This is a genomic window from Methylobacterium sp. E-065 (assembly GCF_022829605.1).
GTDB lineage: Bacteria > Pseudomonadota > Alphaproteobacteria > Rhizobiales > Beijerinckiaceae > Methylobacterium.
The window spans coordinates 46,380-64,340 of the sequence record NZ_JAKSYD010000054.1; the positions used below are offsets into that span (position 1 = coordinate 46,380).

20 protein-coding genes and 1 tRNA gene are annotated in these 17,961 nt (G+C 69.6%); 10 read left to right on the forward strand and 11 right to left on the reverse strand.

The genetic code is table 11. The features are described 5' to 3' along the window. The first annotated feature begins 34 nt into the window (after positions 1-34). The 3 genes from MKK84_RS04855 to MKK84_RS04865 all read left to right on the forward strand — a co-directional run bounded on the left by MKK84_RS04855 (position 35) and on the right by MKK84_RS04865 (position 2,976). On the forward strand, positions 35-925 hold the full coding sequence (locus tag MKK84_RS04855; protein WP_243916997.1) for a F0F1 ATP synthase subunit gamma: 891 nt from the start codon (positions 35-37) through the stop codon (positions 923-925). Between the two features lie 42 nt (positions 926-967). Beyond that, positions 968-2,425: a F0F1 ATP synthase subunit beta gene (gene atpD, locus MKK84_RS04860; RefSeq protein WP_243917010.1), complete on the forward strand. Its 1,458-nt coding sequence runs from the start codon at positions 968-970 to the stop codon at positions 2,423-2,425. Between the two features lie 149 nt (positions 2,426-2,574). Next, positions 2,575-2,976 carry a F0F1 ATP synthase subunit epsilon gene (locus tag MKK84_RS04865; protein ID WP_243917012.1) on the forward strand — a complete coding sequence of 134 codons (402 nt, stop codon included), beginning with the start codon at positions 2,575-2,577 and terminating at the stop codon, positions 2,974-2,976. Between the two features lie 91 nt (positions 2,977-3,067). Here MKK84_RS04865 and MKK84_RS04870 read toward each other — a convergent pair whose 3' ends face one another. From MKK84_RS04870 to hrpB, 7 genes are all read right to left on the reverse strand, one after another. Then, positions 3,068-4,309 (reverse strand): CCA tRNA nucleotidyltransferase, encoded by a 1,242-nt coding sequence (locus MKK84_RS04870; RefSeq protein ID WP_243917014.1) that lies wholly within the window; start codon positions 4,307-4,309, stop codon positions 3,068-3,070. After that, the gene (locus MKK84_RS04875; RefSeq protein ID WP_243917016.1) at positions 4,306-4,563 is read right to left on the reverse strand and encodes a DUF6111 family protein; all 258 of its coding nucleotides are present in this window, start codon (positions 4,561-4,563) and stop codon (positions 4,306-4,308) included. Before MKK84_RS04875 ends, MKK84_RS04870 begins: the two co-directional genes overlap by 4 nt. A gap of 12 nt (positions 4,564-4,575) precedes the next feature. Continuing rightward, on the reverse strand, positions 4,576-5,247 hold the full coding sequence (locus MKK84_RS04880) for a CoA pyrophosphatase (protein ID WP_243917035.1): 672 nt from the start codon (positions 5,245-5,247) through the stop codon (positions 4,576-4,578). After that, complete coding sequence (locus tag MKK84_RS04885; protein WP_243917043.1) at positions 5,244-5,825, reverse strand: DUF1285 domain-containing protein; 582 nt, start codon at positions 5,823-5,825, stop codon at positions 5,244-5,246. Before MKK84_RS04885 ends, MKK84_RS04880 begins: the two co-directional genes overlap by 4 nt. An 87-nt stretch (positions 5,826-5,912) precedes the next feature. Beyond that, positions 5,913-7,136, reverse strand: coding sequence for an SMP-30/gluconolactonase/LRE family protein (locus tag MKK84_RS04890; protein WP_243917045.1), 1,224 nt, complete (start codon positions 7,134-7,136; stop codon positions 5,913-5,915). A 77-nt stretch (positions 7,137-7,213) separates the two neighbouring features. Then, a complete protein-coding gene (locus tag MKK84_RS04895) occupies positions 7,214-7,639 on the reverse strand; it encodes a PaaI family thioesterase (RefSeq protein WP_243917047.1) in 426 nt (141 codons plus the stop codon). Positions 7,640-7,684: 45 nt separating this feature from the next. Further along, a complete protein-coding gene (hrpB, locus tag MKK84_RS04900) occupies positions 7,685-10,138 on the reverse strand; it encodes an ATP-dependent helicase HrpB (protein WP_243917049.1) in 2,454 nt (817 codons plus the stop codon). Between the two features lie 156 nt (positions 10,139-10,294). Between hrpB and MKK84_RS04905 the strand changes: the two genes are divergently transcribed. The 4 genes from MKK84_RS04905 to MKK84_RS04920 all read left to right on the forward strand — a co-directional run bounded on the left by MKK84_RS04905 (position 10,295) and on the right by MKK84_RS04920 (position 12,695). Continuing rightward, positions 10,295-10,933 (forward strand): carboxymuconolactone decarboxylase family protein, encoded by a 639-nt coding sequence (locus tag MKK84_RS04905; protein WP_243917051.1) that lies wholly within the window; start codon positions 10,295-10,297, stop codon positions 10,931-10,933. 148 nt (positions 10,934-11,081) lie between these two features. Next, a complete protein-coding gene (locus MKK84_RS04910) occupies positions 11,082-11,315 on the forward strand; it encodes a hypothetical protein (protein ID WP_243917052.1) in 234 nt (77 codons plus the stop codon). 105 nt (positions 11,316-11,420) lie between these two features. Then, positions 11,421-11,807, forward strand: coding sequence for a hypothetical protein (locus MKK84_RS04915; protein ID WP_243917054.1), 387 nt, complete (start codon positions 11,421-11,423; stop codon positions 11,805-11,807). Positions 11,808-11,996: 189 nt separating this feature from the next. Next, complete coding sequence (locus MKK84_RS04920; protein ID WP_243917056.1) at positions 11,997-12,695, forward strand: YoaK family protein; 699 nt, start codon at positions 11,997-11,999, stop codon at positions 12,693-12,695. On the opposite strand, the gene MKK84_RS04925 is transcribed toward MKK84_RS04920, so the two are convergent. The 4 genes from MKK84_RS04925 to MKK84_RS04940 all read right to left on the reverse strand — a co-directional run bounded on the left by MKK84_RS04925 (position 12,685) and on the right by MKK84_RS04940 (position 14,640). Then, the gene (locus MKK84_RS04925) at positions 12,685-12,933 is read right to left on the reverse strand and encodes a flagellar protein (protein ID WP_243917058.1); all 249 of its coding nucleotides are present in this window, start codon (positions 12,931-12,933) and stop codon (positions 12,685-12,687) included. The genes MKK84_RS04920 and MKK84_RS04925 overlap by 11 nt on opposite strands. A 121-nt stretch (positions 12,934-13,054) precedes the next feature. Beyond that, positions 13,055-13,141: transfer RNA gene (locus MKK84_RS04930), tRNA-Leu, on the reverse strand. Positions 13,142-13,175: 34 nt separating this feature from the next. Then, entirely contained in the window at positions 13,176-14,369 is a 1,194-nt protein-coding gene (locus tag MKK84_RS04935; protein WP_243917060.1) for an FAD-dependent monooxygenase, read from the reverse strand. 13 nt (positions 14,370-14,382) lie between these two features. Continuing rightward, positions 14,383-14,640: a zinc-finger domain-containing protein gene (locus MKK84_RS04940; protein ID WP_243917062.1), complete on the reverse strand. Its 258-nt coding sequence runs from the start codon at positions 14,638-14,640 to the stop codon at positions 14,383-14,385. 199 nt (positions 14,641-14,839) lie between these two features. Between MKK84_RS04940 and map the strand changes: the two genes are divergently transcribed. The 3 genes from map (at position 14,840) to MKK84_RS04955 (ending at position 17,956) form a co-directional block, all read left to right on the forward strand. Then, positions 14,840-15,667, forward strand: coding sequence for a type I methionyl aminopeptidase (gene map, locus MKK84_RS04945; RefSeq protein ID WP_243917064.1), 828 nt, complete (start codon positions 14,840-14,842; stop codon positions 15,665-15,667). A 6-nt stretch (positions 15,668-15,673) separates the two neighbouring features. Next, positions 15,674-16,420, forward strand: coding sequence for a RadC family protein (gene radC, locus MKK84_RS04950; RefSeq protein WP_243917066.1), 747 nt, complete (start codon positions 15,674-15,676; stop codon positions 16,418-16,420). Positions 16,421-16,516: 96 nt separating this feature from the next. Then, positions 16,517-17,956: a circularly permuted type 2 ATP-grasp protein gene (locus MKK84_RS04955; protein ID WP_243917068.1), complete on the forward strand. Its 1,440-nt coding sequence runs from the start codon at positions 16,517-16,519 to the stop codon at positions 17,954-17,956. The last annotated feature ends 5 nt before the right edge of the window (positions 17,957-17,961 follow it).

Here is a 17,961-nt window from a genome sequence, read left to right on the forward strand (position 1 = left end):
GAGAGGCCCATAGAACGGACCTGGACCTCACCCGATGGCGAGTTTGAAGGACCTGCGCAACCGCATCACCTCGGTGAAGGCGACGCAGAAGATCACCAAGGCCATGCAGATGGTCGCCGCCGCCAAGCTGCGCCGGGCGCAGATGGCTGCCGAGGCCGGCCGTCCCTTCGCCGAGAAGATGTCTCAGGTGCTGGGCAATCTCGCGGGCAATCTGGTCGGCGGCGTCGGCGCCCCGAAGCTGCTCTCCGGCACCGGTGCCGAGCAGGTCCACCTCCTCGTCGTCTGCACCGGCGACCGCGGCCTGTGCGGTGCGTTCAATTCCTCGATCGTCCGCTTGGCGGTCCGGGAACACATCCTGAAGCTCACCGCAGCGGGCAAGACCGTCAAGATCATGACGGTCGGCAAGAAGGGCAACGACCAGTTGCGCCGGCTGTACCGCGACCAGATCGTCGAGAGCATGGACATCCGCGGCAACCGCCCGGTCGATTACGAGTTCGCGTCCGAGATCGCCAACAAGATCCTGACGCGCTTCGAGGCCGGCGAGTTCGACGTCGCGACCCTGTTCTTTTCCGAGTTCCGGTCTGTCATCTCCCAGATCCCGACCGCGCAGCGCCTGATCCCGGCGGAACTGCCCGCGGCCGACACCTCCGCGAAGGCCACCATCGGCAACGCCGCTCTGGAATTCGAGCCCTCCGAGGAGGCGATCCTGGAGACGCTGCTGCCGAAGAACCTGACGGTGCAGATCTACCGGGCGCTCCTGGAAAACGCCGCCTCCGAGCAGGGCGCGCGCATGAGCGCCATGGATTCGGCCACCCGCAACGCGGGCGAGATGATCAAGAAGCAGACGCTGATCTACAACCGCACGCGTCAGGCCATGATCACCAAAGAACTCATCGAGATCATCTCGGGTGCGGAAGCCCTCTAGGGCGCCGTTTCCCGACCGCACAGCTTGAAGGGTAGATACACGATGGCGAACACCGCACTCCCCGGCGCCGGCTCCAGCAAGGTCGGCAAGATCATCCAGGTCATCGGCCCCGTGGTCGACGTTCAGTTCAGCGGCCATCTGCCCGAGATCCTGAACGCCCTGGAGACCAAGAACAACGGCGCTCGCCTCGTCCTCGAGGTGGCCCAGCAGCTCGGTGAGAGCACCGTCCGCTGCGTCGCCATGGACACGTCCGAGGGCCTGACCCGCGGCCAGGAATGCACCGACACCGGCGAGCCGATCAAGGTTCCGGTCGGCATGAACACGCTCGGCCGGATCATGAACGTCATCGGCGAGCCGATCGACGAGGCCGGTCCGGTCGTGACCGACACCTACCGCGCCATCCACCAGCCGGCCCCCTCCTACGCCGACCAGTCCACCGAGGCGCAGATCCTCGTCACCGGCATCAAGGTGGTGGACCTGCTCGCCCCCTACGCCAAGGGCGGCAAGATCGGCCTGTTCGGCGGCGCCGGCGTCGGCAAGACCGTGCTGATCATGGAGCTGATCAACAACATCGCCAAGGTGCACTCGGGTTACTCGGTGTTCGCCGGCGTGGGTGAGCGGACCCGTGAGGGCAACGATCTCTACCACGAGATGATCGAGTCCAAGGTGAACCTGGACCCGAAGGAGAATGGTGGCTCGGCCGAGGGCTCCAAGTGCGCCCTGGTCTACGGCCAGATGAACGAGTCGCCCGGTGCCCGCTCGCGGGTGGCGCTCACCGGCCTGACCATCGCGGAGCAGTTTCGTGACGACGGCCAGGACGTGCTGTTCTTCGTGGACAACATCTTCCGCTTCACGCAGGCGGGCTCCGAGGTGTCGGCGCTTCTCGGCCGCATTCCCTCAGCGGTGGGCTATCAGCCGACGCTCGCCACCGACATGGGCGCCCTGCAGGAGCGCATCACCACCACCAACAAGGGCTCGATCACCTCGGTGCAGGCCATCTACGTGCCGGCCGACGATCTGACCGACCCGGCGCCTGCCGCCTCCTTCGCCCACCTCGACGCCACGACCGTGTTGTCGCGCTCGATCGCCGAGAAGGGCATCTACCCGGCGGTGGATCCGCTGGACTCGACCTCGCGCATGCTCTCGCCCGCGATCCTGGGCGAGGAGCACTACGACGTCGCCCGCCGCGTCCAGCAGACCCTGCAGCGCTACAAGGCGCTTCAGGACATCATCGCGATCCTGGGCATGGATGAGCTGTCCGAGGAGGACAAGCTGACCGTGGCCCGCGCCCGCAAGATCGAGCGCTTCTTCTCGCAGCCCTTCTCGGTGGCCGAGGTGTTCACCGGCTCTCCGGGCGTGCAGGTGCCGCTTGAGGACACCATCAAGGGCTTCAAGGGCCTGGTGAACGGCGACTATGACGACCTGCCCGAGGCCGCCTTCTACATGGTCGGCACGATCGAGCAGGCCCAGGAGAAGGCCAAGAAGCTGAAGGCGGCGTAAGACGACGCCCTCCCCTCCCCCTTGCGGGGAGGGGCGGGGGTGGGGGTGGTGCAGGATTGAGCGATCCGGTGCCTCCTGAACCACCCCCACCTCCGTCTCCTCCCCGCAAGGGGGAGGAGAGCTTGTCGCGGATCCGGGATCGTCCCAAGATGGCCACCTTCCACTTCGATTTCGTCGGCCCCGAGCGGACGCTGTATTCCGGCGAGGTGACCGCCGTTCAGTTGCCCGGCACCGAGGGCGAGATGACCGTGATGCCGGGCCATGCGCCCGTGCTGACTTCTCTGCGGGTCGGCGTGATCGTGGTCACCGAGAGCCAGGGCAGCGGCAAGCGGATCTACGTTCGCGGCGGCTTCGCCGATATCGGGCCGACAGCGGTCACCGTGTTGGCCGAGCGCGCAGCTCCGATTGAGGAACTGACCCAGGCCTCGCTCGACCGGGACATCGAGGCTGTCGAGATCCAGCGCGACGCGACCGAGGATCTGCAGAAGCGCGAGGAGCTGAACGGGCAGATCGTCCAGCTCCGGGAGACCAAGGCACTTCTGAAGCTCTGAGGCTGCAAAGCTTCCTATCGTTGCATCTGGATGTAAGCTTGGCTTGGCGCGTACCGTCGAAGCGCCGAGCCATCGCCGTGATATGGTAAATTTAAAGCACGTGCGCGCTGGCCAGTGCGGTCTCCATCAACGTTGCTCTTGCGTCCGCGCCAGTCGGACAGCCGCGTTCCAGCCACAGGCGACGCGCCGCCCCTAAAGCCCGGCCAATCGCCGGGCCCGGCGGTATCCCGGCGGCGACCAGATCGGCCCCCGCAATCGGGAATGCCGGCGCTCCACCCTCCCCCCGCAAGACTGTGAGCGCTTCCCGCGCCGCGTCGGTCACGTCAGGTCGTGGCTCGCCCGCGAGAATCGCCAACGTCTCCGTCACGAGCGACAGGCCGTGCTCGGCTGCGAAGGCCCGGACCGCCGCAGCGTCGACCGAGGCTCGGCCGTGGAGGTCCGCCAGTGCCGCGGCATAGGCGGTGAGCTGACCGTGGTCCGGATTGGAGAGCCGAAGCCGGTCGCGCAGGCGATCCGCATCGTGTCGTGTAGCGACTGCCAGCGCCGCCAGCCGCATCACGGGCGACAAGCCGGCTTCGGCAGCACGCTCGAGCCGTCCCATCTCGCCGATGCCACCGGTGATCCGCTGAAGCAGGCCGGTCCCGCTCAAGATCGAAACCATCGCCGGGCCGCCGGCTGCCGTCAGAAGTTTCAGGAACTCGTCGCGGATCCGCTCCCGCGATAGCCGGCGCAGACTATTCCGCGCGGCCACGCAGGCGGTGAGCGCCGCTGCCTCGGGCGCCCCGCTGCCGAAACGCGCTTGGAAGCGGAAGAAGCGCAGGATCCGCAAGGCGTCTTCCCGGATCCGCGTTGCGGGATCGCCGATGAAGCGCACCCGCCCGTCTTCCAGATCCGCCAACCCGCCGACCGTATCGTGCAGCCGTCCATCCCGGCCGAGGGATAGGGCGTTGATCGTGAAGTCGCGGCGCTCGGCGTCCTTGGCGAAATCGCTGCCGAACCGAACGACCGCATGGCGCCCGTCTGTCTCGACATCCTCACGCAGCGTGGTGATTTCGAGCGGCCCATCCCCGGTGATCAGGGTGACGGTACCGTGCTCAATCCCGGTCGGAATCGCCTTCAGACCGGCCGCCCGCGCCCGTGCCATCACGGTTTCCGGCCGCAGCGTGGTGGTCAGGTCGATGTCGGCGGCGGCGATCCCGAGCATGGCATCGCGGACGCAGCCGCCGACCAGCCGGGTCTCGGCGCCCGGCTCGTCCAGGGCCGCGAGGGTCTGGCGCACACCCGCACGGTCGAGGAGCGCCGCCAGGCCGCCAGGATCGAGATCCCGCTTCACCGGAAGCCACCGGGGACGAGCCGACCGTTCTCCATATGCGTCGGCACGTAGCCGCCGGCGCGGCGATCGGAGAACAGCCCCTCGTAGACGAGCGTCGCGATCACGATGGTCAATCCGGCGAGCACGAGACGGAAGAGGTGGGCATCCCAGTGGACCCGGCGCAGCGGGTTGCGACCGGCGAGCACGAGGTAGATCAGGAACAGCGCGAAGGGGATGAGGAAGAGGCCGAACTCTTCGAGGACGCGACGCAACATGGTGGTTCATCCTCACCCGGCCGAGCGGTGGATCCGGTCCGGTTCCGAATCCGGATAGAGCCGCTCGCGGAGGTTGTTCAGGATCCCGGCGGTGACGCCCCAGATCAGCCGCTCACCGAAGGTCAGAGCATAGAAGTAGCGGGTGCGGCCCTGCCAAGCGCGGGAGCGCAGACGGTAGTGCTCCCGGTCCATCAGCAGCGGCAGCGGCACTTCGAACAGGTCCGCCACCTCGGCGGGGTTGGGCTGGAACGTCGCCTCCGGCGCGACGAGGCCGATCACCGGCGTGACGAGGAAACCGGTCCCCGACAGGTAGGGATCGATATAGCCGACGAGACGCACCGAGGCGGGGTCGAGGCCGATCTCCTCCTCGGCCTCGCGCAGGGCCGCGGCGGCGGGATCGGGGTCGGACGGGTCGATCTTGCCCCCCGGCAGCGCGACCTGGCCGGAATGGTCGCGCAGGTTCGCCGCCCGTTGCGTCAGGATTAGGCTCGGCCCCTCCGGCCGAAACACCACCGGCACCAGAACGGCGGCCCTGCGATGCGGCGGCGGCGGGATCACGGCCGAACCGTCCGGATCGAGGTTGTGGTCCCCGCGCGGGTTGGAGGTCGGATCGTCCGGCCCAGGCGGATGCGGCGAGAGGCCGGCGGCCGCGCGCGCGAGGAACTCGGCGATGGCGTCGCTCACGCGGCGGTGGCCGGTGCGATCGGATGGAACAGCCCGCCGGCCCAGAGCCCGAGCGACGTTTCCCCGTCGAGGGTGCCCTCCTCGGCCAGTTCCACGAGGTCGTAGGTGAGCGCCCGGGAGACGAGCGCCCACAGACCGCCCCGGACATGGAGATAGGGCTTCAGGGCCCCGTCCGCCGCCTCCTCGAAGCGCAGGGTGTGCTCGGAATCGACCGGGACGAGGTCGTCGACATTGGTCCGGAAGCTGATGCGCCGGTCCTTACCGGACCCGTCTACCGCCATCTCGACCGCCACGAAGGGCGCGTCCTCAACCGTGATGCCGACGCTTTCAACCGGCGTCACCAGGACGACGCGCCCATCCGGCTCGCGCCGCAGAATGGTGGAGAAGAGCCGGACCAGTTTCGGCCGGCGGATCGGCGTGCCGTCGTGATACCACGTCCCATCCGCCGCGATGCGGATGTCGATCACGCCGCAATAGGGTGGGTTCCAGCGCTCCACCGGCGGCAGTCCCCGGCTCGGCAGGTCGCCAAGGGCGGCGCTGAGGCGGTTCAGGGTCGGGTCGGTCGAATCCTCGCTCATGCCCGCTACAGATAGCGTCCCGAGGGCCCGACAGCCATGGCGTGTACCGGACCGACCCGATGTGAATTTGGCTGTGCGGTCAGGGCCTCATGCGGGCCCGGCACCCTGGGTGTTTACGGTCACGGCGTAGAGCGACTGGCTGGCCGCCATGAACAGGCGGTTTCGCTTCGGGCCGCCGAAGGTGATGTTGCCGCAGACCTCCGGTAGGCGGATCCGCCCGATCAGCTTGCCCGCCGGGTTCCAGATCGTGACGCCATTGTAGCCGACGGCCCGGCCGGCGTTGCTCGACGCCCAGACGTTGCCATCGACATCGGCGCGCAAGCCATCCGGCCCGCATTTGATGCCGTCGACCACGCAATCCGCGAACAGGCGCTTGTTGGAGAGCTTGCCGCCCTCCGCGACGTTGAAGGCGTAAATCTCGCCCTTGCCGCCGGGGCCGGTATCGCCGGGGCCCTTGCCGGTCGAGCAGACGTAGAGAACGCTATGGTCGGGGGAGAAGCACAGGCCGTTCGGGTCCGGCAACTGTTCGTCGGTCAGCACCCGGTCGATTCGCCCAGTCGGGTCGATCCGGTAGACCGCATTGGGGAGCTCCCGCCGGAAGGCCACGACCCCGGCCGGCTGGCCGAGGCGCGGGTTCAGATGGCCCTGCGGATTCGAAGGCCCGCCCGCTTCGTCGGGCAGGCCCTCGTAGAGCTGGCCGCCATAGGGCGGATCGGTGAACCAGTACGACCCGTCCGTGTGCTGGACCACGTCGTTCGGCGAATTGAACGGCTTGCCCTCGAATCGGTCGGCCAGCACCGTCGCCGCGCCGTCGAGCTCGTAGCGGACCACCCGGCGGTTGGCGTGCTCGCAGGAGAGTTGCCGGCCCTGCCGGTCGAAGCTGTTGCCGTTCGAATTGTTGCTGGGCGCACGGAAGGTGGAGACGTGCCCGTCCTCCTCCAGCCAGCGCAGCTGACGATTGTTGGGAATGTCGCTCCACACCAGGAACCGGCCGACCGCGTTCCAGGCCGGGCCCTCGGCCCAGAGCGCCCCGGTCCAGAGGCGGCGGATCGCGCTGTTGGGCACGATGTAGGCCCCGAAGGACGGATCGACCGTCAGTACGTCGGGATCGGTGAAGTAGGTGGTGGCGGCAGCATGGGGCCGGAAGTCGCGCGGCGGGTTCGTCACCGTGCTGGGCGGCACGGGCTCAGCGGCGGCCAGGCCGGCTGAGCCCAGCGCGAGGCCTAATCCGGCGAGGACCGAACGGCGCGAGGGCGGGGCAAACCCGCATGACGGCTCACATTCGGATTGGTTGATGTCCACCTGACGCATGCGATCCCCCCGGCTCGCGTCCGCACGCCGACTCTGCGCGAACTACGTCCGAACTTAGGATGAATATCCTGCCTCCGTCAACCGGGTCGGCGCCGCAGGATCTTCCACACCCCGTCCGCGGAGGCCAGCAGCCGGCCTTCCGCGCGCAGGTCGCCGCGCATGAAAACGAGCGAGCCGGTCCGCTTCACCACCTGCGGGTGGATGCCGACCCAGTCGCCCAGGCGGCCGACATCGATGAACTTCATCTCAAGCTGGATCGTCACGCAATTGGCGCCGTCGGCCGCCCGCATGGCGGTCTCGCCGAGCGCGCGGTCGGCGAAGCTCATCAGCATGCCGCCATGGACCACGCCGATCAGGTTCGCGTGCTTCTGCTCCGCCCGGAACGCGTAAGCCCCATCGGAGGCGCGCCGGTGCACCGGGCCGACGAGGGCGATGAAGCCCGCGTCCTCGATGGGCGCCCAACCCGTGTCGGTCGGGTCGAAGGGATCGGTCTCGGTGATCATCGTGCCGTCCGTCTGTGCCGCGGCTTTGGAAACCCGCAGGGGCCGTCAGGTTCCCCGCGGCTTGACCCGCCGCGTCGGCGCCTCGGCCAGCGGATCCTCCGGCCAGGGGTGGCGGGGATAGCGCCCGCGCATCTCGGCGCGCACCGCCGCCCAGGATCCGCGCCAGAAGCCCGGAAGGTCGCGGGTGATCTGGATCGGTCGCTGGGCCGGTGACAGCAGGTGCAGGACGAGCGGCCGTCCGCCGGCCCGGGGGTGCCGGTCGAGGCCGAACAGCTCCTGCACCCGCACCGACAGGGTGGGTTCGTCGGCGTCGTAGTTGACCGCGATGCGCGAGCCTGTCGGCACCGCCACATGTGTCGGAGCCTCCGTGTCGAGGCGGGCGCTCAATTCCCAGGGCAGCAGGTCCCGGAGGGCGCCGGCGAGGTCGTCTGCGGTGACCGAGGCCAGGGACGCGCGCCCGACCAGGGTGAGCGCGAGCCACGTTTCCGCGGTCTCGGCCAGAGCTGCGTCCGACAGGTCGGGCCACACGCCGCCCTCCGCGGCGTGCAGGAAGCGTATCCGGGCGCGCCACTGCGACAGGGCCGGTGTCCAGGGGAGCCGCTCGATCCCCAGCGCTGCGATGCCCCGGGCCAGGATCGTCGCGCTGGCGAGGTCGGCCGGGACCGGCAGCGGCTTGGCGCCGAGACTGATGGCGCCGAGCCGCCGCACCGCCCGGGCCCGGAGGGCGGCGGATTGTGGGTCGAAGGTGATCTCGGTGCGCGCTTCGATCCTGTCGGCGAACAGCGCCTCGATGGTCGTCGCCTCGATCGCCGCCGCGGCCAGGATGCGGGCGTTGCCGGCCGAACCCACGAGGTCGGCGACGACGCAATAGGGTTCCCGGGCGAGCGGGCTCGCAGGGTCGAGCCGGCCGGCCCGGCCGCTCGCCATCACGAACTCGCCGTCGCGGCCCCGCGCCCGCGCCACGCGATCCGGATAAGCGAGCGCCAGGAGCGGGCCGGTCGGCGCCGATCCGGAATGCGGGCCGCCACCCGCGATTCGCGCCCAGCCCGTGGCGAGCCGGCGCATGTCTTCGGCGCAGCCGCCCCGGTCACTTCGAAATCGTTCGACGCGTGCTTCGAGATCGACGGTGTCACCGCCGAGACCGCGCTCGACCAGCACGGCCGCGAGGTTGGCGGCGGCCTGGGCCTGCCCGGATCCGGCCGCGACCGTCACCATCCGGGCGAGCCGCGGCGGCAGCGGCAGGGCGCGCAGGCGTGTGCCGGTCTCGGTGAGCCGTCCATCCGGATCGAGGGCGGCCAGCTCGGCCAGCAGGGTGCGGGCCTCGGCCAGCGCGGGAGCGGGCGGCGGATCGAGGAAGGCGAGCGTCCGCGGGTCGGCGACGCCCCAGGCGGCGCAGTCGAGCAGTAGACCCGCCAGATCCGCCGACAGGATCTCCGGCCGCGAGAACGGTTCGAGGGCGTTGGTGCCGGCCTCCGACCAGAGCCGCCAGCACAGGCCCGGCTCGGTGCGGCCGGCGCGGCCCCGCCGCTGATCCACGGAGGCCCGGGAGGCGCGCGCGGTCACGAGCCGCGTCAGGCCGAGACCCGGCTCGTAGACCGGCACCCGGGCGAGCCCGGAATCGACCACGATCCGGACGCCCTCGATGGTCAGTGAGGTCTCGGCGATGCTGGTGGCCAGCACCACCTTGCGGGTCCCGGGCGGCGCCGGGGCGACGGCCCGATCCTGCTCGGCCGGCGGGAGGGCACCGTAGAGCGGCGCCAGCACCACCCCGGGATCGACGCGCCCGGTCAGCAAATCGGCGGTCCGGCGGATCTCCGCCTGTCCGGGCAGGAACACCAGCACCGAGCCCGGATCCGCCCGGAGGGCCCGCAGCGTGACCTCGGCTACGGCCTCCTCGATCCGCCGGTTCGGGTCGCGCTCGACATAGCGGGTCTCCACCGGGAAGGCGCGGCCCTCCGACGTGACGACCGGTGCGTCGTTCATCAGCCGCGCGACCCGGGCGCCGTCGAGGGTCGCCGACATGACGAGGAGGCGCAGATCCTCGCGCAGGCCGCCCTGCGCGTCGAGGGCCAGGGCGAGGCCAAGATCGGCATCCAGGGAGCGCTCGTGGAACTCGTCGAACAGCACCGCGCCGATGCCGGACAGTTCCGGATCGTCGAGGATCATCCGCGTGAACACGCCCTCGGTCACCACCTCGATTCGGGTCCGGGCCGTGATCTTCGAGCCGAGCCGCACCCGGAGACCGACCGTGCCGCCGACCAGCTCGCCCAGCGTCTGCGCCATCCGGGCAGCCGCGGCCCGGGCCGCGAGCCGGCGCGGCTCCAGCAGGATGATCTTACGGCCGTCGAGCCAGGGTGCGTCGAGCAGATCGAGCGGTACGCGCGTGGTCTTGCCGGCCCCCGGCGGGGCCACCAGCACGGCGGCGTTGCGTGCGGCGAGGGCTGCGCGAAGGGCGGGCAGCGCCGCCTCGATCGGCAATGCGGTCTGAAAATCGGGCATCGGTGCCGCTGATGGCGCGGAGTGATGCCGCGCGCAACAGCCCCGCCATCCGGTGACGGCAGGCGGCGTTCGATACCGATCCGGCCGCCGGACACTGGCCTCCGCGCCGGCCAACCGCGAAGCTGGGGCGAATTCAAAATCATCGGGAGTGAAACGATGCGCTTTCGCCGGACCGTCCTGGCCCTGGCCGCCCTGCCCCTCGCTGCCTTGCCCCTCGCGCTCGGCGCTGCCCGCGCGCAGGACAGGCTGCCGACGATCGCGCCGCAGGACTACACGCCCGAGCAGAAGCAGGCGGCCGAATCCTTCGCGCAGGCCCGGGGTAAGCCGCCCTTCGGCCCGTTCGAGCCGCTGATGTACTCGCCGGAGGTCATGACGCTGGCGCGCTCGATGGGCGATTACCTGCGCTTCAAGCCCAAGATCGGCACCACCCTGTCGGAGCTGGTGATCCTGATGACGGCACGGCGCTGGACCCAGGATTACGAATGGTACGTCCACGCCCCGATCGCCGAGAAGGCGGGCATCTCGCCCGAGATCATCGCGGCGATCCGCGACGGGCGCCGTCCGGCTCGGATGAGCGACGACGAGACCATCGTGTACGATTTCACCTCCGAGTTGCAGGACACCAAGCGCGTCTCCGACGCCACCTTCGCCCGAGCCGAGGCCCGCTTCGGCAAGCCGGCGCTCGTCGATCTCGCGGCGATTTCGGGCTACTACACGCTGCTGGCCATGGAGCTGAACGCGGCCCGCTATGCGATTCCCAAAGACGGGCAACCCCTGCCCCGATTGCCGGAGTGAGCCGGCTTATCCACAGTCCGCGGGGAGGTGAAACCGCGTTGTCCACAGGCTATGGCGGCCTGGAATGAGGTCGGCATGGGCGCGTTGACGAAGCGTTAACCTTTATGGCTTGTTCTCTTTCCGTTCCCAGCGCGAGGAGGAGAACACGATGCGGATTGCAGCCAATGCCGTGCGCGACGATCACGCCTGTCCCGTCGAGGCGATCAGCAGCGCCTATCTCGGCTTCGCGGGTGGCGATGCTGGGATCGCGCTGCGCTGCGCGATCGCCGATGCGTTGTCCGATCTCATGGAGGCCGAGCGGCGCACCCGGGAGCGCAGCCGCCTGATCTCCAGGGGCTATGTCCGGGAGGCGCCGGACCCGGCGCGTAATCCGGCAAGCTGAACCGTTGCTGCAAACGCAGTTCAGGCGCGATGCAGCGCGGCCGTGGCATCGTCTGCTCCATGATCCGGGATGGTTCGAACCGCCCGCTTCACTCGGAGACAGGTCATGAAACGCTTCGCTTTGCTTTCGGCCGCCGCGCTGATCGGCGTGGGCACCCTGGCCTCCTCGGCTGCGGAGGCGCGCGGCGGCGGCGCCATCGCGGCCGGCATCATCGGCGGCCTTGAGGCCGGCGCCCTGATCGGTGCCGCGACCCAGGCCCATGCGGCCCCCGCCTACGGGTATGACGGCGGCTACGGGTACGGCTACGCGCCGGCACCCGTGGTGGTCCGTCCGGCGCCGGCCTACCGCGTCTACGAGGAGGACGCCCCGGTCTACGCCACCCGCAGGACCGTCACCTACGAGCGCGTACCGGTCGGATACGACCGTCACTGGCACCAGGACTGGGACGGCGGATACCGCGGCTACGGCCATCGCGCCTATGACGGCTGGTAAGCCGATGGCTGGCACCCGGGGCGCCGCCTGAAAGCCCTCGGCGCGCCCACATGGCGACAGGGCGTGCGTGCCGACAAAGGCTTGGGGCGGTTCCCGATTGCACCATGGTCGGAAACCGCTCTCAAGCGCGCTCGGCCGACGCGTCGGGCGTGAACCGTCGGTTCAGCGCCCGCGCAGTAAGACGATTCGATGCTGGTCCACGAAGGCGCAACGCGCACCCCCGAAGCCGATCGTAAGCTCGGCCTGTCGCTCGCCGCGGTTGCCGGCGCGCTGAACACGGCGGGGTTCTACGCGGTCGGCCTCTACGCCTCGAACATGACCGGGAACGTCTCGGCGATCTCCGACCGGACGGGCACCGGCGACTTCGCCCTGGCCGGCGAGGCGCTGCTGCTCGTCCTGCTGTTCGTGCTGGGCTCGGCCACTTCGACGCTGCTGATCCGGCACCGCCGCCGCAGCTCCGTGCGGGGCTCCCACGCGTACAGCGTTTGCGCGGAAGCATTCTGCCTCGTCGTCCTCGGGCTCGTGGCGCTGCCGCTCGGCGAGCCGACCCGGGGCCACGCCCTCGTGCTCGGCCTGAGCTTCACGATGGGCCTTCAGAACGCCGCGGTGACCAAGATCTCCGAGGCGCGGGTGCGCACCACGCACGTCACCGGCATGATCACCGATATCGGCATCGAGCTCGCGCGCTGGCTCGATCGCGGCGCGCCCGATCGCGTCCCGCTGAAGCGCTACGATCCGGCGCGTCTGCAGCTCCACCTGCTGACCGTCGGATCGTTCCTCGTGGGCGGTCTGGTGGGCGTCATCGCCTACCGCGCCGTGGGTGTGGCGCTGCTGTTCGCGGCAGCCGCGATTCTGGCCGCCCTGGCGCTGCCGGCGCTCAGGCGTTGATGTCGAGGAGCTGGCCGGTCATCCGGTTTGCGGTCCGCGCCACGGCCGCGTTCAGCGCGAAGGCGGATTTGGCACCGAGCAGCTCGACCGCCGCGCCGGACAGGTCGACCCGCGCGGCGGGTTCCAGGGACGTTCCGGAGACGGGTGCTCCGGCGGATGCGATGGTTTGGGCGGCGCTGCCGAGACGGTCGGTGGCGCGGGCCATGCCAGTGAAGGCGGTCTGAAGGGCGTCGATCATGCGGTACCTCCGGTTGATGATTGTGCCGGACTCGCGCTGCGGTTGTGTTGAGACGATCACTCAAATGCGAGGGATCGTCGATTTCACGGCAGATGCTTAAGGCTGTGTTCTGGGGGAATGCTGGTGCGGACGGCGGGACTCGAACCCGCACGGCCTTGCGGCCGCAAGATTTTAAGTCTCGTGCGTCTACCGGTTCCGCCACGTCCGCATCGGACCCTCGGTAGCGGCGCCCGCGTCAGCGATCAAGCCGGGGGCGTCCAGCCGTAGAGCCAGGCGTAGCGGTCGCGCATGCCGTCGGGGCCGAGCCGGCCCATCACGGCGTTGCGGGCGAGCGCCACGAGGCCCCGCGCATGATAGGTGCGGCCGTTGGCGCGGGCCGCCTTCTGCACGCGTCGGACCCGCGGCGACCGCTCCGCCGCGTAGGCGGCGAGCGCCGCCGGCACGGTCGGGTGGGCGGCGAGCGCGTGCGTCAGCACCGCGGCATCCTCGATCGCGAGCGCCGACCCCTGCGCCAGATAGGGGAGGACCGGATGCGCCGCGTCACCGAGCAACGCGAAACGGCCGCGGGCGATCGGGCGCGCCACCGCCCGGTCTGCCAGCGACCAGACCAGCCAGGAATCCGGCACGGCGAGCAGTTCGCGCAGCGGCTCGGCGCAGGTGCGGAAGAATTTTCGCAGCACCGCGGGCTCTCCGAGCCGGCCCCAGCCTTCGTCGCCCACCGCCTCGGGCACGACCGCCACAACGTTGAGATATTGGGCATCGCGCACCGGATAATGCACGACGTGCCGATTCTGGCCGAGCCACAGGCCCGTCGCCGGCCCGCGCAAGGGGCCCGGCACCGCGTCGATCGGGACAAGGGCCCGCCACGCCGCCGCATGGCCCGGACGGAGCGGCGCCCGATCGAGCCGGTCGCGCAGGCGCGAGCGCAGCCCGTCGGCTCCGACCAGCAGATCGAAGGCCAACTCCTGCGTGCCGCCGCTGCTCTCGGCCGCGAGCCGGATCTCGGCCTCCGTCTCGGTGAGGCCCGTGGCGGTGCGCCCCATCATCAGGCGGATCGCCGGCCGACCGCGTAAGGCATCGAGCAGCAGGGTCTGCAGATCGGCCCGGTGGATCACGTGGTAGGGCGCGCCGAAGCGCGCGCGCGCCTCGGCGCCGAGGGCGACGCCGCCGAGGCTGCGGCCGCTGTCGAGGGCGCGCACCGTCACGCCGGGGGGCTCGCTCGCCGCCCGATGCAAGGCCGGCGACAGGCCGAGGCCGGCGAGCACCCGGCTGGCGTTGGGCGAGATCTGGATCCCCGCCCCGACCTCGCTGAAGCCGGTGCGGCGCTCGATCACGGTGACGGCATGGCCGGCATCGGACAGCGCCAGCGCCGTCGTCAGGCCGCCGATCCCGGCCCCGACGATTCCGATCCGCAGGGCTCGATTCTCGGATGACACGGAAGCCGCGCGCCTACTCCGCCGCGACCTTGGCGTCGTCCTGCCAGACGCAGGCCTGCGGATCCGCCTGGTCCGGCTTCAGGCCCGCGCGATAGCGGTACAGCGTCGAGCAGTACTGGCAGATGATCTCGGTGTCGGCGCCCATGTCGAGGAAGACGTGCGGGTGGTCGAACGGCGGCAGCGCGCCGATGCACATGAACTCCTTCACCCCCACGGCGATCACCGGGACGCCCGGCTCGTTGTGGAAGTGGGGTACCGCCTTGCCTGCCATCCGGCCCTCGCCTGACCCGCAACCGATCGCGCGGCGAATCTGCCCGCGCGCGCCCGGGCGCCTCGCGGTCGCTTATGCCGCCAGCCCCGCGGCCGGCGCAAGCCTCGCCCAAGTGTCCGCTGGGCGCCGCTTGGCCTGCCGCGCCGGGCACCGTACATACGTCGCACGCCCGATTGATGACGCCGCGAAAAGTCTTGAGATGCAGCAGGAACAGGCCACCGCGCAGGGGACGCGCCGCGCCCCCGAGCCCCCGATCCACGGCCCGGAGGGCTTCGAAGGCATGCGCCGCGCGGGACGCCTCACGGCCGAGGCCCTCGATCTGCTCATGGAGGCGACCCAGCCCGGCGTCACCACCGAGGCGCTCGACAAGCTCGCCTACGATTTCGCCATGGACCACGGCGCCTATCCGGCCTCGCTGCTCTATCGCGGCTATCCGAAGTCGATCTGCACCTCGATCAATCACGTGGTCTGCCACGGCATCCCCAACGACAAGCCGCTGCGCGAGGGCGACATCGTCAACCTCGACATCTGCCTGATTCTCGATGGCTGGCACGGCGATTCGAGTCGGATGGCCTATGTCGGTGAGGTGCCTCGCAAGGCGCAGCGCCTGTGCGAGATCACCTACGAGGCCCTGATGCGCGGCGTCGCGGCGGTGAAGCCCGGCGGCTCCACCAACGATATCGGCCGGGCGATCCAGGCCTATGCGGAGAGCGAGCGCTGCTCGGTGGTGCGCGATTTCTGCGGCCACGGCCTGGGGCGCACCTACCACGACGCGCCGACGATCCTGCACTACCTCGAGGCGAGCTACGACGTGCCGTTCAAGCCCGGCCAGTTCTTCACGGTCGAGCCGATGATCAACCTCGGCCGTCCGGCCGTGAAGGTGCTGGGCGACGGCTGGACCGCCGTCACCCGCGACCGGTCGCTCTCGGCGCAGTTCGAGCACACGGTGGCGGTCACCGAGACCGGCGTGGAGATCTTCACGATCTCGCCGAAGGGGCTGCACCAGCCCATCAATCCCGCCGCCTGACCGGCCATGGCGCCGTTGCCGGACGACGCCGCGGCGGGGCTGTTCGCCGACAGCGCCGAAGCGGCCGCTCTGGGCAAGGAGGCGCCGCACTATCACGGCCACCGCGACCGGCTTCGGGAGAAGTTCGCGGCGGCGGGCAGCGATGCGCTGCCGGATTACGAGCTTCTGGAGCTGGTCCTGTTCCGGGCGATCCCCCGGCGGGACGTGAAGCCGCTCGCCAAGGCCCTGGTGGCCCGGTTCGGCAGCTTCGCCGAAGCGGTGAGCGCCGAGCCGGTGCGGCTGATGGAGGTACCCGGCGTCAGCGCCGGCGTGGTGTCCGACCTCAAGGTGATCGAGGCGGCCGGGCGGCGACTCGCCCGGGGTGCGATCCGCGAGCGCGAACTGCTCGGCTCGTGGAGCGCGCTGCATGAATACCTGCGCGCCACCATGGCGTTCGCGCCGCGCGAGGAGTTCCGGATGCTGTTCCTCGACAAGCGCAACCACCTCATCGCCGACGAGGTGCAGGGGCGCGGCACCGTCGACCACACCCCGGTCTATCCCCGCGAGGTCGCCCGGCGGGCGCTGGAACTCTCGGCCACCGCCATCATCCTCGCCCACAACCACCCGTCCGGCGATCCGACGCCATCGGCGGCCGATGTGGCGATGACCCGCGAGATCATCGCCGTCCTGACGCCGCTGAAGATCGTCGTGCACGATCACGTCATCCTGGGGGGAAACGGACATGCCAGCTTGAAAGGTTTGAAGCTGATCTGATCCTTCGGCCGCCTTGAGCGTTGATGCGCACGCCTATAGCCGTGGCGGGATGGCGCGCCTCTTGCCTCAAGAGCAGGAGCGTAAGGGAGGAGTGGGATGGCGTTGACGGCCTTCGACGAGATGAACGGATTCGGCACCGGTACCGCCGATCCGGCCGCCGTCCGCGACGCCTACGGCCAGCTGAAGGCGTGGCTCGACGCGACGCCACCGGAACACTTCAACACCCGCCGCAGCCAGGCCGAGCTGCTGTTCCGCCGGATCGGCATCACCTTCGCGGTCTACGGCGATAACGAATCGACCGAACGCTTGATCCCGTTCGACATCATCCCCCGGGTGATCACCAAGCCGGAATGGTCCTTCCTCGAGCGCGGGTTGAAGCAGCGGGTGACCGCCATCAACCTGTTCCTGAAGGACATCTACGGTGCCCAGGAATGCATCAAGGCCGGCATCATTCCGGCCGACCTCGTCTATCGGAACGCCCATTACCGCATGGAGATGCGCTCGTTCCGGGTGCCACACGACCTCTACGTCCACATCGCCGGCATCGACATCGTGCGCACCGGCGAGAACGACTTCTTCGTGCTGGAGGACAATGCCCGCATTCCGTCCGGCGTGTCCTACATGCTGGAGAACCGGGAGGTGATGCTGCGCCTGTTCCCGGACCTGTTCTCCAAGCACCGGGTCGCCCCGGTGGAGAACTATCCCGATGCCTTGCTCGCCACCCTGCGCAGCCTCGCGCCGGGCACGGCCACCCGGGACCCCACCGTCGTGCTGCTGACCCCCGGCCGCTACAATTCGGCCTTCTACGAGCACTCGTTCCTGGCGGACAAGCTCGGCGTCGAGCTGGTGGAGGCGTCCGACCTCTTCACCCGGGACGACGTGGTCTACATGCGCACAACCGAGGGCCCGCGGAAGGTCGACGTGATCTACCGCCGCCTCGACGATGATTTCCTCGATCCCCTGGTCTTCCGCCCGGACTCCGTGCTCGGCGTACCCGGCCTGATGAACGCCTACGAGCGCGGCACGGTCACCTTGGCCAACGCGGTCGGGACCGGCATCTCGGACGACAAGGCGGTCTACAGCTACATGCCGGAGATCGTGAAATTCTTCACCGGCGAGGAGCCGATCCTGCACAACGTGCCGACCTACCGCTGCCGCGAGAAGGACGCCTTCGCGTACGTGATGGACAACCTGTCCGAACTCGTCGTGAAGGAGGTCAACGGCTCGGGCGGCTACGGCATGCTGGTCGGGCCGCACGCGAGCAAGCGCGAGATCGACGATTTCGCCAAGAAGCTCAGGCACGCGCCGGACGGCTTCATCGCCCAGCCGACCCTGTCACTCTCCACCTGCCCGACCTTCGTGGCCTCGGGCGTCGCGCCCCGACACGTGGATCTACGGCCGTTCGTGCTATGCGGTGCCGATCAGATCCGCATCGTGCCGGGGGGGCTGACGCGCGTGGCGCTGAAGGAAGGGTCCCTGGTGGTCAATTCCAGTCAGGGCGGTGGCACGAAGGATACCTGGGTGCTCGACGCCTGAGCCCC

Excerpts from the sequence above, each read along its gene's own strand:
- MKK84_RS04855 (WP_243916997.1), top strand. The coding sequence starts at position 35 with ATGGCGAGTTTGAAGGACCTGCGCAACCGCATCACCTCGGTGAAGGCG.
- atpD (WP_243917010.1), top strand. The coding sequence starts at position 968 with ATGGCGAACACCGCACTCCCCGGCGCCGGCTCCAGCAAGGTCGGCAAG.
- MKK84_RS04865 (WP_243917012.1), top strand. The coding sequence starts at position 2,575 with ATGGCCACCTTCCACTTCGATTTCGTCGGCCCCGAGCGGACGCTGTAT.
- MKK84_RS04875 (WP_243917016.1), bottom strand. The coding sequence starts at position 4,563 with ATGTTGCGTCGCGTCCTCGAAGAGTTCGGCCTCTTCCTCATCCCCTTC.
- MKK84_RS04885 (WP_243917043.1), bottom strand. The coding sequence starts at position 5,825 with ATGAGCGAGGATTCGACCGACCCGACCCTGAACCGCCTCAGCGCCGCC.
- MKK84_RS04890 (WP_243917045.1), bottom strand. The coding sequence starts at position 7,136 with ATGCGTCAGGTGGACATCAACCAATCCGAATGTGAGCCGTCATGCGGG.
- MKK84_RS04895 (WP_243917047.1), bottom strand. The coding sequence starts at position 7,639 with ATGATCACCGAGACCGATCCCTTCGACCCGACCGACACGGGTTGGGCG.
- hrpB (WP_243917049.1), bottom strand. The coding sequence starts at position 10,138 with ATGCCCGATTTTCAGACCGCATTGCCGATCGAGGCGGCGCTGCCCGCC.
- MKK84_RS04905 (WP_243917051.1), top strand. The coding sequence starts at position 10,295 with ATGCGCTTTCGCCGGACCGTCCTGGCCCTGGCCGCCCTGCCCCTCGCT.
- MKK84_RS04910 (WP_243917052.1), top strand. The coding sequence starts at position 11,082 with ATGCGGATTGCAGCCAATGCCGTGCGCGACGATCACGCCTGTCCCGTC.
- MKK84_RS04915 (WP_243917054.1), top strand. The coding sequence starts at position 11,421 with ATGAAACGCTTCGCTTTGCTTTCGGCCGCCGCGCTGATCGGCGTGGGC.
- MKK84_RS04920 (WP_243917056.1), top strand. The coding sequence starts at position 11,997 with ATGCTGGTCCACGAAGGCGCAACGCGCACCCCCGAAGCCGATCGTAAG.
- MKK84_RS04925 (WP_243917058.1), bottom strand. The coding sequence starts at position 12,933 with ATGATCGACGCCCTTCAGACCGCCTTCACTGGCATGGCCCGCGCCACC.
- MKK84_RS04940 (WP_243917062.1), bottom strand. The coding sequence starts at position 14,640 with ATGGCAGGCAAGGCGGTACCCCACTTCCACAACGAGCCGGGCGTCCCG.
- map (WP_243917064.1), top strand. The coding sequence starts at position 14,840 with ATGCAGCAGGAACAGGCCACCGCGCAGGGGACGCGCCGCGCCCCCGAG.
- radC (WP_243917066.1), top strand. The coding sequence starts at position 15,674 with ATGGCGCCGTTGCCGGACGACGCCGCGGCGGGGCTGTTCGCCGACAGC.
- MKK84_RS04955 (WP_243917068.1), top strand. The coding sequence starts at position 16,517 with ATGGCGTTGACGGCCTTCGACGAGATGAACGGATTCGGCACCGGTACC.